At 58.0% G+C, this 12,620-nt stretch carries 14 protein-coding genes; 4 read left to right on the top strand and 10 right to left on the bottom strand.

Going from position 1 to position 12,620, the window contains the following annotated elements:
* Window positions 1-4: 4 nt before the first annotated feature.
* From nrdE to AC6I8E_RS14290, 4 genes are all read right to left on the bottom strand, one after another.
* Window positions 5-2,086 (bottom strand): class 1b ribonucleoside-diphosphate reductase subunit alpha, encoded by a 2,082-nt coding sequence (nrdE, locus tag AC6I8E_RS14305; RefSeq protein ID WP_497824707.1) that lies wholly within the window; start codon window positions 2,084-2,086, stop codon window positions 5-7.
* 26 nt (window positions 2,087-2,112) lie between these two features.
* Window positions 2,113-2,526, bottom strand: coding sequence for a class Ib ribonucleoside-diphosphate reductase assembly flavoprotein NrdI (gene nrdI / locus AC6I8E_RS14300; RefSeq protein WP_497824153.1), 414 nt, complete (start codon window positions 2,524-2,526; stop codon window positions 2,113-2,115).
* Window positions 2,527-2,530: 4 nt separating this feature from the next.
* Window positions 2,531-2,773 carry a glutaredoxin-like protein NrdH gene (gene nrdH, locus AC6I8E_RS14295; protein WP_033783939.1) on the bottom strand — a complete coding sequence of 81 codons (243 nt, stop codon included), beginning with the start codon at window positions 2,771-2,773 and terminating at the stop codon, window positions 2,531-2,533.
* Window positions 2,774-3,070: 297 nt separating this feature from the next.
* Window positions 3,071-3,388, bottom strand: coding sequence for a DUF883 family protein (locus AC6I8E_RS14290; protein WP_033733577.1), 318 nt, complete (start codon window positions 3,386-3,388; stop codon window positions 3,071-3,073).
* 154 nt (window positions 3,389-3,542) lie between these two features.
* Between AC6I8E_RS14290 and AC6I8E_RS14285 the strand changes: the two genes are divergently transcribed.
* From AC6I8E_RS14285 to AC6I8E_RS14270, 4 genes are all read left to right on the top strand, one after another.
* A complete protein-coding gene (locus AC6I8E_RS14285; RefSeq protein WP_003850360.1) occupies window positions 3,543-3,878 on the top strand; it encodes a DUF2002 family protein in 336 nt (111 codons plus the stop codon).
* 136 nt (window positions 3,879-4,014) lie between these two features.
* Window positions 4,015-5,424, top strand: coding sequence for an S-methylmethionine permease (gene mmuP, locus AC6I8E_RS14280; protein ID WP_013358792.1), 1,410 nt, complete (start codon window positions 4,015-4,017; stop codon window positions 5,422-5,424).
* Window positions 5,414-6,349, top strand: coding sequence for a homocysteine S-methyltransferase (mmuM, locus tag AC6I8E_RS14275; protein ID WP_497824152.1), 936 nt, complete (start codon window positions 5,414-5,416; stop codon window positions 6,347-6,349). The genes mmuP and mmuM overlap by 11 nt, the downstream gene beginning before the upstream one ends.
* Before the next feature lie 85 nt (window positions 6,350-6,434).
* Window positions 6,435-6,854, top strand: a complete 420-nt coding sequence (locus AC6I8E_RS14270; protein ID WP_497824151.1) for a hypothetical protein — start codon at window positions 6,435-6,437, stop codon at window positions 6,852-6,854.
* Here AC6I8E_RS14270 and speG read toward each other — a convergent pair whose 3' ends face one another.
* From speG to AC6I8E_RS14240, 6 genes are all read right to left on the bottom strand, one after another.
* Complete coding sequence (gene speG, locus AC6I8E_RS14265) at window positions 6,855-7,400, bottom strand: spermidine N1-acetyltransferase (RefSeq protein WP_003850356.1); 546 nt, start codon at window positions 7,398-7,400, stop codon at window positions 6,855-6,857.
* 212 nt (window positions 7,401-7,612) lie between these two features.
* Window positions 7,613-8,290, bottom strand: coding sequence for an ABC transporter ATP-binding protein (locus AC6I8E_RS14260; RefSeq protein WP_013358790.1), 678 nt, complete (start codon window positions 8,288-8,290; stop codon window positions 7,613-7,615).
* A complete protein-coding gene (locus AC6I8E_RS14255; RefSeq protein WP_061063185.1) occupies window positions 8,283-9,113 on the bottom strand; it encodes an ABC transporter ATP-binding protein in 831 nt (276 codons plus the stop codon). The genes AC6I8E_RS14260 and AC6I8E_RS14255 overlap by 8 nt, the downstream gene beginning before the upstream one ends.
* Window positions 9,103-9,960, bottom strand: coding sequence for an ABC transporter permease (locus AC6I8E_RS14250; protein WP_033733571.1), 858 nt, complete (start codon window positions 9,958-9,960; stop codon window positions 9,103-9,105). The genes AC6I8E_RS14255 and AC6I8E_RS14250 overlap by 11 nt, the downstream gene beginning before the upstream one ends.
* A complete protein-coding gene (locus AC6I8E_RS14245; RefSeq protein ID WP_110330788.1) occupies window positions 9,957-11,009 on the bottom strand; it encodes an ABC transporter permease in 1,053 nt (350 codons plus the stop codon). The genes AC6I8E_RS14250 and AC6I8E_RS14245 overlap by 4 nt, the downstream gene beginning before the upstream one ends.
* Entirely contained in the window at window positions 11,009-12,577 is a 1,569-nt protein-coding gene (locus tag AC6I8E_RS14240; protein WP_418162787.1) for an ABC transporter substrate-binding protein, read from the bottom strand. The genes AC6I8E_RS14245 and AC6I8E_RS14240 overlap by 1 nt, the downstream gene beginning before the upstream one ends.
* Between the last annotated feature and the right edge of the window lie 43 nt (window positions 12,578-12,620).

The following is a 12,620-nucleotide window of genomic DNA, read 5'->3' as shown; positions in this document are numbered from 1 at the left end:
TTCATTACAGGGAGCATGAGACGCAGCCCTGAACCTCCGTGCCCTGAAGCGCCATCTGACGCAGTCGAATGTAATAGAGCGTTTTGATGCCTTTTTTCCACGCATAAATCTGCGCTTTGTTGATGTCACGGGTGGTGACGTCATCGCGGAAGAACAGCGTCAGCGACAGGCCCTGATCGACGTGCTGCGTTGCTTCTGCATAGGTATCAATAATCGCTTCCGGCCCAATCTGATACGCATCCTGATAGAGGTGAAGATTCTCATTGGTCATAAATGGCGCGGGATAGTAGACGCGGCCGGTTTTGCCCTCTTTGCGGATCTCGATAGGGGAGACAATCGGATGGATGCTGGAGGTGGCGTGGTTGATGTAGGAGATCGAACCGGTCGGCGGGATCGCCTGCAGGTTCTGATTAAACAACCCGTGCTGCATCACCGCATCACGCAGCGCCTGCCAGTCTGCCTGCGTGGGCAGCGTCAGTCCGGCATCGGCAAACAGTTTAGCTACCCGTTCAGTACGCGGCAGCCACGCGCGCTGCAGATACTTATCGAAATAAACGCCGCTGGCGTAGTCCGAATCCGCAAAGCCGTCGAAAGTCTGCTGATGCTCCTGCGCCAGCTGATTAGAGGTACGCAGCGCATAGTAGGTGATGCAATAGAAGTAGAGATTGGTGAAATCCAGCGCTTCCGGCGAACCGTAGGCGATGCCTTCACGCGCCAGATAGCCGTGCAGGTTCATCTGACCCAGGCCAATGGCGTGCGAGCGGCGATTGCCTTCGGCGATGGAAGGCACCGAGCCGATCTCGCTCATCATCGATACCGACGTCAGGGCGCGAACGGCCACATCCACGGTGCGCGCCAGATCGCGCGAATCCATGGCGTGTGCAATATTCAGTGAGCCGAGATTACAGGAAATATCTTTGCCGACGCGGCGATAGCTGAGATCGTCGTTGTACTCGCTGGCGCTGTTTACCTGCAGGATCTCAGAGCAGAGGTTGCTCATATTGATGCGACCGGCAATCGGGTTGCTGCGGTTCACACTGTCCTCATACATGATGTAGGGATAGCCCGACTCAAACTGAATTTCGGCCAGCGTCTGGAAAAAATCACGCGGCTGAATATAGGTTTTGCGGATGCGATCGTCCGCCAGCATCTCGTCATACTTCTCACTGATACTGATATCACCAAAGGCCTGACCGTAGATCCGCTCCACGTCGTAGGGTGAGAACAGCGCCATCGGTTTATTCTCTTTCGCCAGCTGGAAAGTGATATCGGGGATTACCACGCCCAGCGACAACGTTTTAATGCGAATCTTCTCGTCGGCGTTTTCGCGCTTGGTATCCAGAAAGCGGAAGATATCGGGATGGTGCGCATTGAGCCACACCGCGCCAGCGCCCTGACGTGCGCCAAGCTGATTCGCATAAGAGAAGGCATCTTCCAGCATTTTCATTACCGGGATAACACCTGACGACTGATTTTCTATGCGCTTGATCGGCGCGCCGGACTCTCGCAGGTTTGACAGTAAAAAGGCGACGCCGCCGCCCCGTTTTGACAGCTGCAGTGCCGAGTTCACGGCGCGACCAATCGACTCCATATTGTCTTCGATACGCAGCAGGAAGCAGGAGACCAGCTCACCGCGCTGCTGTTTGCCGCAGTTCAGAAAGGTGGGTGTGGCAGGCTGGAAACGGCCGCTGAGGATCTCCTCCAGCAGCGCCCGCGCCAGCGTTTCATCGCCCTGGGCCAGCGTCAGCGCCACCATACAGGCGCGCTGCTCGAAGGTTTCCAGATAGCGTTTGCCATCAAAGGTCTTCAGCGTATAGCTGGTGTAGTACTTCCAGGCACCCAGAAAGGTTTTGAACTCAAATCCCCGGTTCTCCGCCACCTCATGCAGCGCAAGCAGGAATTCAAAGTCGTACTGGTTCAGCACATCCGCTTCGTAATAACTCTCCGCCACCAGATAGCGTAAACGCTCAGCGTTGCTGGCGAAGGAAACCGTATTGGGCTGCACATGCTGCAGATAAAACTGACGTGTCGCTTCGCGATCCTTGTCGAACTGGATACGGCCATCGGCGTCATAGAGGTTCAGCATGGCATTAAGGGCGTGATAATCGAGCGTCACGTCGTTGAGGGTATCAGTTGTTGCCAAAATTGGGTTACTCCCGCTTTAACTTTCGCAATATCGTCAGGCGTTCCCATCAGCTCGAAGCGGTAGAGACAGGGAACCTGACATTTTTTTGCAATGATGCTGCCCGCCAGGCAGTAACCGGCACCGAAGTTACGGTTGCCGGCCGCGATCACGCCACGAATACCGCGCCGGTTCGCTTCATCATTAAGAAACTGAATCACCTGACGGGGCACCGCACCGCGACTGCTGCCACCGCCGTAACTGGGCACCACCAGAATATAGGGCTGGTCGATATGCAGCGCCTCCCGGGCATCCAGCGGGATGCGCCGGGCGGGCAGGCCGAGGCGTGTCACAAACCGGTGGGTGTTTTCCGACTGGCTGGAAAAATAGACCAGCGGGAACATGCGGTTAGCCTCCGACAGCGGCAAGCTGACGCAGCGTGGCGATCTTGTCCGGGCGGAAGCCGCTCCAGTGATCGTTATCTGCCATCACGACCGGTACCTGGCGGTAACCCAGTGTTTTCAGGTTATCGATAGCATCCGGCTGGCTGTCGAGATTGATCAGCTGATAGGCGAGCCCCTGACGATCCATGGCATTTTTGGTTGCCGTACACTGGACACAGTTATCTTTAGTGTAAATAATAATGCGCATGATTCGTATTTCCCTCTGTGTGCGGTTCTCATGCCCGGAAATAAAGCTGATGCAGCCTGTTGCGTGCTTTATTCGGGCGAGCATCTGGTATCGTGTTGATGAGGTAAATACTAGATGTAGTGGTTTGAGGGGTCAAGCCCACCAGATATAGGGTTTTATGATTTGCATTTGCGCAACTCAGGCAAAGCCAGCAGGGATGCGCCATGCCGCCTGGAAAATTCTTTTGTAAATGTCGCAGGCCGGAAAAAAGGCAAAAAAAAGCCCCGCACGGGGCAGGGCTCAGGGGATTTTTTGTACTTAGCGGCGTGAAGCCAGCAGTATACCCACTACGATACCAAACGCGGCGCCGACACCGACACCGTGCCATGGTTTGTCATGCACGTAGGTATCAACCTGTGCACCGGCATCACGTGCAACCTGAGATACGCGGTTGCTGCCACCGTTCAGTTTAGAGCGGGTCTGCTTCAGCAGTTTTTCTGCCTGACTACGGGCAGAATCCACTTCGTCTTTGGCGTCACTGCCATAAGATTTCAACAGCGCTTCCAGTGAATCGGCCAGCTCATTCACATCCTGATTGATATCAATGTCATCGTTTTTTACAGTGCGATTAAACATTTTTTAGCTCCCTTTGATTTAAAAACGTAATACTAGTGTAGACGACCTTTTTGATAAACGAGACGCGGGAGTGTTCTTTAGGGAAAATTCCGAATGCCCACTCTGTCATGCTGATGTAAGGTTGCGAAGCTTTTGAAAGAGGAGAGGATCGAGCATGTATTTACGACCAGATGAGGTAGCGCGCGTACTGGAAAAAGCGGGTTTCGAAGTCGATGAAATTACCCCACGGGCCTATGGCTATCGCCGTGGTGAAAACTACGTTTATGTGAATCGCGAAGCGCGCATGGGGCGCATGGCTTTAGTGATTCACCCGACGCTGAAAGAGAAAAGCCAGCCGTTCGCTGAACCTGCTTCAGAAATGAAGACCTGCGATCACTACACCCAATTCCCTCTCTACCTGGCGGGTGATTCACAGGAACATTACGGCATCCCGCACGGATTCAGTTCCCGCATGGCGCTGGAACGCTATATTCAAAGTGTTTTCGGCTAACGCATCAGGCCCCGCCGCGACGGGGCACTGAACCTCCTGACCATCCTCCCTGTTTACCCTGCCGTTGCAATTACCGGCTGTGACGCGTATAAATTTGTCCCTTATAGATGTTTAGACGTCCATACGGATAAAAGTGATGAGCGAACAGCCAACTCCCTCGCAGGAACAATTTAAACGCACCATGAAAGTGCGCCATCTGGTGATGTTATCGCTGGGCGGCGTGATCGGCACCGGCCTGTTTTTTAACACCGGCTATATCATTTCAACCACCGGCGCGGCGGGAACGCTGCTCGCCTATCTGATTGGCGCGCTGGTGGTCTGGCTGGTGATGGTCTGCCTGGGCGAACTCTCCGTAGCGATGCCGGAAACCGGCGCGTTCCACGTCTACGCCGCGCGTTATCTCAGCCCGGCAACCGGCTACACCGTGGCCTGGCTCTACTGGCTGACCTGGACGGTGGCGCTTGGCTCCAGCCTGACGGCGGCGGGTTTCTGTATGCAGTACTGGTTCCCGCAGATCCCGGTGTGGATCTGGTGCCTGGTCTTCTGCTGCGCCATCTATCTGCTCAACGTCATCTCAACCCGCTTCTTCGCGGAAGGAGAGTTCTGGTTCTCACTGATAAAAGTCGTCACGATTGTCGCCTTTATCGTGCTGGGCGGCGCGGCAATGTTTGGCTTTATCCCGATGAAAGATGGCACGCCCGCGCCGGGCCTGAGTAATCTCACCGCGCACGGCTGGCTGCCCAATGGCGTACTGCCGATCCTGATGACGATGGTAGCGGTGAACTTCGCCTTTTCCGGCACCGAGCTGATCGGGATTGCTGCCGGTGAAACTCAGCAGCCGGAGAAAGTGTTGCCGCTGGCGATCCGCACGACGGTGGCCCGACTGATTATTTTCTTTATCGGCACCGTATTTGTGCTGGCGGCGCTGATCCCGATGGATCAGGCGGGGATTGTGAAAAGCCCGTTTGTGCTGGTGTTTGAAAAGATCGGCATTCCTTATGCGGCTGACATCATTAACTTTGTGATCCTGACCGCTATCCTCTCTGCGGCCAACTCGGGCCTGTATGCCTCCGGGCGCATGCTCTGGTCGCTGGCTAATGAAAATACACTGCCGCGCGCCTTTGCCAGCGTCAACAAGCGCGGCGTGCCTCTGCTGGCCATCACCGTCAGCATGATCGGTGGCTTACTGGCGCTGGTCTCCAGCGTGGTCGCACCGGACACGGTATTTGTGGCGCTGTCGGCCATCTCCGGCTTTGCGGTGGTCGCGGTCTGGCTCAGCATCTGCGCCTCGCATTTTGTTTTCCGTCGCCGTCATCTTCAGCAGGGCAAATCGCTGGCCGAGCTGGGCTACCGTGCGCCGCTCTATCCGCTGACGCCGATTCTGGGCTTTCTGCTCTGCCTGCTGGCCTGTGTCGGGCTGGCATTTGATCCGACCCAGCGCATTGCGCTGTGGTGTGGCATCCCGTTTGTGCTGTTCTGCTACGCCGCTTACCATCTGACCCACAAATCATCCCCGAAGCCTGAGGAGGCCAAAGATGTCGCATAACCCTGTCGCGCAGGCTTTAATGGAGTCGTCCCCGCTGATTCTGGATGGCGCGCTGGCCACCGAGCTGGAAGCCCGCGGCTGCCATCTGGCCGATGCGCTCTGGTCAGCGAAAGTGCTGATGGAAAATCCTGAGTTGATCTACCGGGTTCACTACGACTATTTTGTTGCCGGGGCGCGCTGTGCCATCACTGCCAGCTACCAGGCGACGCCGCAGGGCTTTGCCACGCGCGGTCTCGATGAGGCGCAGTCACTGGCGTTGATCGCCCAGAGCGTCGAACTGGCGCGCCGCGCCCGTCACGATTACCTGGCGGTACGGCCCGATGCGAAAACGCTGCTGGTGGCGGGATCGGTGGGGCCGTATGGTGCCTTCCTGGCGGATGGTTCGGAATATCGTGGCGACTACGCGTTGCCGGAAGTTGAGATGATGGCGTTTCACCGCCCGCGCGTGCAGGCGCTGCTGGCGGCGGGTGCCGATCTGCTGGCCTGTGAAACACTGCCTTCCTTTGCTGAAGCGCAGGCGCTGGTGAAGCTGCTGGCTGAATTTCCTGAAAGCCGCGCCTGGTTCACGTTTACCCTGCGTGACGCCGGACACATCAGCGACGGCACGCCGCTGTCAGAGGTGGTGAGCTGGCTGAATCAGCAACCACAGGTGGTGGCCATTGGGATCAACTGCGTGGCACTTGAGAGCGTGACGCCCGCGCTGCAGCAGTTGCAGAAGCTGACCGACAAACCGCTGGTGGTCTATCCCAACTCCGGGGAACAGTATGATGCCGACAGCAAAACCTGGCATTCAGCGCCCTCGGGCTGCACGCTGCATGACAAGCTGGACGAGTGGCAACAGGCGGGCGCGAAGCTGATTGGCGGCTGCTGCCGTACCTCTCCCAACGACATCGCGGCTATCGCCCGCGCTTGTCAACCGCAATAAGCTGGCTGAATCGGGCGATGATAGCCCGATTGAGTCTGAAAGGGCGGTCTACACTCTGATCATTGATCACTCTGTGGACCCCTTCATGAAACAGCGAATTCTGGCTCTGGCCGCCGCGCTGCTGCTTAGCGGCTGTGCCACCATTGTCGGCACTGAAACCCAGATGGTGCGCATCGACTCTCTGCCGCAGGGCGCGCGCTTTACCGTGCAGGATGAGCGTGGCTATGCAGTGGCGCAGGGTTTCACGCCGCAGACCGTTGAGCTGCCTAAATCGACCGGTCGCTACTTCGGCAAAAAGCACTACCTGCTGATGCTGGAAAGCCCGGGCTACGTGCCGGTCACGGTGCCGATTGAGGCGCGCGCTAACCTCTGGTATCTGCTGGGCAACATTCCGCTGGGTGGATTCCCCGGCTGGCTGCTGGTCGATCCTTTCTATGGCGGCATGTACGACCTCAAGCCGGAACATCCGCGTCCCTTTATGAACCCGGTTGGCGCGCGCGGCTGATTACTGCGCGGTTGGCTTCACCATTCCGCCTGGCGTTTTATGGCGTTCCAGATACTGATGCTGGAAAATGCACATGCGGATGGTGTTGCGGTACTCCCCGTTAATGAAAAACTCATGCTTAAGCACGCCTTCGATCTCGAAGCCGAGCTTGGTGTAGATGTGGATCGCTTTTTCGTTTTCCTGATCGACAATCAGGTAGAGCTTATAAAGATTCAGCACCGAAAAGCCGTAATCCATCGCCAGCTTTGCCGCCTGCGTGGCCAGCCCTTTGCCCTGATGGGCCGGATCGATAATGATCTGAAACTCAGCGCGCCGGTGCACATGGTTAATCTCGACCAGTTCCACTAATCCCGCTTTCTGCCCGCTGTGCTCCACCACAAAGCGGCGCTCGGTCTGATCGTGAATGTGTTTATTATAGAGATCGGACAGCTCTACAAACGCCTCATAAGGCTCCTCGAACCAGTAGCGCATCACGCTGGCGTTGTTATCCAGCTGATGGACAAAGTGCAGATCTTCCCGCTCCAGCGGACGCAGTTTTACCGTCATTACCTGACTCCTTTTTTAAAGAAACTGCGGCGAGTATACCGCATCAGCCTGGTGCTGCGATTTGCGCAGTCGCATACGGTTGCTGGCTTCAGCGAACAGTGCGCTGTTCCGGCAGGGGAGAAGAGAGGTTAACGGCGGGCATAGAGGCGTGTTAAGACAGGGGGGAGTAAGCAGTAGCGCCGGACGGCAGGAGAACGCCGTCCGGCCTGAGTTCAGGCAGAGATCTGTTCGATGATGCGACCCTGCGCCATGCGCACGGCGCGATCGCACATGTGATCAATAACGTCGGGATCGTGGCTGACCAGCACCATCGTCAGACCATCCTGTCGTTTCAGATCGTTGAGCAGATTAAGGATCTCGGCCTGCACTGACATATCCAGCGCTGACGTCGGCTCATCCAGCAGCAGGATCTTCGGCTGCAGCAGCAGGGCACGCACGATAGCGACGCGCTGACGCTGACCGCCGGAGAGCTGATGCGGATAGCGATCTGCCAGCGCAGGATCGAGTCCGACGTGACGGAAGCCCTGATCGATACGATCGTTAATATTGTCGCGTTTCAGCAGCTTCAGCGGCTCCGCCAGCGTGCGGCGCAGGCGGTGACGCGGATGCAGTGAGGCATAAGGATCCTGAAACACCATCTGCACTTCCTGACGCAGTGCGCCGGTAAAGGCTTTGCCCGGCTGAACCTCGTGACCGGCAAGCTGCATCTGGCCCTGCCAGTGTGGATTGAGACCTGCCAGCACCCACAGCAGCGACGACTTGCCGCAGCCTGAAGGTCCTACCAGACCAAAACACTCGCCAGCGTTAACCTTCAGGTTGACCTCATGCACCACGGTGCGCAGTTCGTAACCCTGTTTGTGGGCGACGCTGAGATTGTGTAACTCAATCATAATTCGCCTCCAGCGCGGCGCGATCCAGCACCGGTAAAGCCTGTCCGTGAGTCGCTTTGCCCGGGCGGCAGGCCCACAGCGTGCGGGTATAGGGATGGGTCGCGCGCGGCAGATCGGCGGCGGGCAGCGTATCCAGCAACCGGCCTTTGTACATCACCATCACCCGCTCGCAATGTTCCGAGACCTGCTGCAAATCATGGCTGATCAGGAGCAGACCCATGTTGCGCGCCTCCACCAGGCCGCGGATCAGCGCCAACACCTGATCGCGCATGGCGTGATCCAGCGCGGAGGTCGGTTCATCGGCGATCAGGAAGTCCGGATCGGTGATCAGTGCGATCGCCAGCATCACACGCTGGCCCATACCGCCAGAGAGCTGATGCGGATAGTGCTGCATCAGACGACGCGGATCGGGCAGGCCGACCGCATCCAGCATCTCGCACACCTTCTCTTTGCGCTCGGCACGGCTCAGACGGCGATGCAGGATCAGCGGCTCTTCAACCTGCCAGCCAATCGTACGCGTCGGGTTAAGGGCATATTTCGGGTCCTGCATCACCATCGCCACGCGGTTACCGCGCAGCTGGTTCCAGTGGCGCTCACTCAGCGTCAGCACATTCTCACCGGCCACCTGCAGCTGGCTGGCCTGCAGATGCAGCGCGGGCGAGAGCAAGCCCATCAGGCTGCGGGCAGTGAGTGACTTGCCGGAACCGGACTCACCCACCAGCGCCACACGCTCGCGGCCCACGGAAAAACTGATGTTATCGACCAGCAGCGCATCATCGCTGCGAATGGTCAGCCCTTCGGCATGAAGCAGATTATTTTGCATGACGGGTATCCAGTCGGTCGCGCAGGCCATCGCCTGTCAGGTTAAAGGCCAGGCTGGCAAACAGAATGGCCGCGCCCGGTGCGGCAGCAACCCACCACTGATCGAAGATCACTTTACTGCCTTCGGCGACCATTGAACCCCATTCTGCCGTCGGCGGCTGAACGCCCATGCCGAGGAAACCAAGTCCGGCCGCGGCCAGGATAATCCCGCCCAGGCTCAGCGCGGCGCGGACGACCGCTGTCGGCATACAGAGCGGCAGGATATGACCAAACATCAGGCGAAAGCCCGTAATCCCCTGCATCCGCGCAGCGGCAAGGTAGTCGCTGCGGCGCAGTGCCAGCGTTTCAGCGCGCGCCTGACGGGCAAACGGCGGCCAGCTGGTCAGCGCCAGTGCCAGCGCCCCATTCATCAGGCCAGGGCCGAGAATCGCCACCAGCGCCAGTGCGATCACCAGGTTCGGCAGCGACAGGAAGATATCGGTAATGCGCATCAGCAGGCGTTCAGTCCAGCCGCCAACGTAACCGGCGGTGATGCCGATCAGCAGCCCGGCCGGAATGGTCAGCACCAGAATCAGCGACACCAGCAGCAGCGTAGGACGTGCGCCGTAAATCACGCGCGACAGCAGATCGCGGCCAAAGCCGTCGGTGCCAAACCAGTGCTGCGCCGACGGTGCCAGCAGGCGGCTCGACATGGTCTGCATATTCGGATCGAATGGCGCAATCAGCGGTGCCAGCAGCGCCATCAGGATAAGAATCGCCACCAGCGTCAGCCCAACGGTTAACGAGGTCACGCGTTGACGGCGACGGCGTGGTCGCAGCGTTTCGAGTTCAGAAAGTTGTTGCGTCATCGGGTTCTCGGATCGGTTAACCAGGTTAAAACATCCGCCAGGGCGTTAATCAGAATAAAGCAGCTGCCGATCAACAGGGTGGAGCCCAGAATCGCCGGCACATCGCCGGAGAACAGCGCATTGGTCATGTAGCGACCCACACCCGGCCAGGCGAAGACGGTTTCGGTCAGCACCGAACCTTCCAGCAGGGTGGCGTAGGAGAGGGCGATGACCGTGACCAGCGTGCCCAGCACGTTAGGGAAGATATGGCGCAGCAGGATGCGAACCCGACCCGCGCCTTTGGCACGCGCCAGCACCACATACTCTTTGCTGCTCTCTTCCAGCAGCGCAGCACGCAGCAGGCGGGTAATGCCCGCCATCGCCAGCAGGCCGAGGATCACCACCGGCAGCCAGAGGTGCGCAATCGCATTGCGGAACATCTCCGGTTCACCCGACAGCCAGCTGTCGATCAGCACAAAGCCGGTCTTCGGCTCCAGGGTATAAACCCAGATATCATCCAGCCGTCCCGGTCCGGCGGACCAGTGCAGCACCGCATAAAAGAGCAGCAGGCCCAGCAGGCCGAGCCAGAACACCGGCACCGAGTAGCCCAGCAGCGAGATAAAGCGGGCGAGGTTGTCGATCCAGCTGCCCGGTTTCCACGCCGCCAGCAGCGCCAGCGTGACGCCGAACACCACCGCGAAGATCATCGCGCAGGTCGCCAGCTCAATGGTGGCGGGGAAGGTGGTCATCAGGTCGCCACTCACTGACTGATTGGTCAGACGGGAGACGCCCAGATCGCCCTGCGCCAGATGTTCGATGTAGCGCCAGAACTGCATCAGCACCGGCTGGTCGAGACCCAGATCGTGACGCACCTGCTGATAGGTCGCTTCACTGGCGTGATCGCCGGCAATCTGCTGCACCGGGTCAATCGGCGAGAGATGCGACAGCATAAAGGTGAAGGCGAGCAGGCCAAGCAGCGTGACCAGCAGCGACAACACGCTACCGATCAGCCGTCCGCCACGCTGCCAAAAAAGCCGGGCGAACCCGGCTGAAGAAACAGACTGTGCCATTACTTAGTGACCTGCGAGTAATACACCATGTCAGGGTTAATGCCCTGCACATAGCCTTTCAGGTTGTCGCGCACGGCGATCAGGTTCTTCGCCTGCATGCCAATCACGTAAGGGGAGTTCTTCATCACTTCACGCTGCATCGCTTCATACAGCGCGATGCGTTTCTTCGGATCGCTTTCCGCCGTCGCCGCAATCACCTGCTTGTTCAGCTCAGGAATATGCCAGTCTGAACGGTAAGCGATGGTTTTACTGCCATCTTCCGGGTTGTAAGCAAATGAGGCGGCGTTAGTGTTGGGATCGAAGTAGTCGGAGCCCCAGGCATTCAGCGTCGCTTCATATTTATGCGCTTTCACGTTGGTTGAGACTTCGGAGCTCAGGCCCGGCACCACTTCCACTTTCACGCCAGCTTTGGCGAAACTGCCCTGCAGCGCCTGCGCAATATCCAGATAAGGCGGCTGGTTGCTGGTGGAAAGCTTGAAGGTGACGTTGCTCAGGCCCGCTTTCTTCAGAATCGCTTTGGCTTTTTCCGGGTCGTAGCTGTAAGGCGTGTCGTTGATTGCGCCCAGGAAGCCCTTCGGCAGGAAGCTCTGATGCACGTCGAACTGGCCTTTCAGCAGCTCGTTGGCAATACCTTTGTAATCCCACAGGTAGCGTGCGGCTTCCCAGAAGGCCGGGTTCTTCATCGTCTCGTTCGCGCCGATGTTGAACTGGATGTAGTAGAGCGACGCCATTGGAATCGCTTCTGTCTTCACGCCAGGTTTGCCGTTAAGCGCAGCAATCTGATCGGCACCCAGGTTACGGGCGATATCGGCATCACCCTGTTCCAGTAGCAGACGACGCGCCGCCGGTTCCGGTACGTTCTTGATCAGGATGTTCTTCATTTTTGGCGCGCCCGCCGGTGAGGTCGGGTTGGCGCTGAGCAGCACCACCTGATGCATCACCACTTTGCGGATCTGATACGGACCGCTGCCCGCCGAGTGGGTTGCCAGCCAGGCGTTACCGAAGTCGCCGTTCTTCGCATTCGCCATCGCCGTTTTTTCATCGACAATGGACGAGACCGGCGCAGAGAGCAGGCTCAGTACGTAAGTCGGGCTGACGTTGGCGGTCCAGCTGATCTGCACATGATTGTCGTCAACTTTCTTCAGGAAGCCATCGACGTTATCTTTGGTCCAGCCGAGCTGCGTCAGGATGAAAGAGGGATCGAGGTTCAGTTTCACCACGCGGCCCAGCGAGAAGATCACATCTTCCGGACGCAGCGGGTTACCGGCGGAGAATTTCGCATCTTTGCGCAGTTCAAAGGTCAGGCTGCGGTTATCGCTGCCGGGCTGCCACGAGGTGGCCAGTGTCGGTTTCAGATCCACGGGATTCTGTGGGTCAGACTGTACCAGACGCTGATAGATATTCGTAAAAGCCTGAACGCTGGTCAGTTCAAACCCTTTGGCCGGGTCGAAGCTGTCGGCGTCGTCGGTAGATTGGGCAATCACCAGCGTATCTTTTGGTGTTGCGGCCTGTGCTGTGAAGGCGGCAGCCAGCGTCAGCGCTAGCAGTGATGGAATTATAGTTTTCATGAAATTTCCTTGCCTCTAAAAAGTTACGCGAGTTTACGAAAGG

Source organism: Pantoea sp. X-Soil-YNGN-785, from assembly GCF_059730585.1.
Note: the sequence above shows the minus strand (reverse complement) of the source record. Positions and strands in the feature narration are given on the sequence as shown.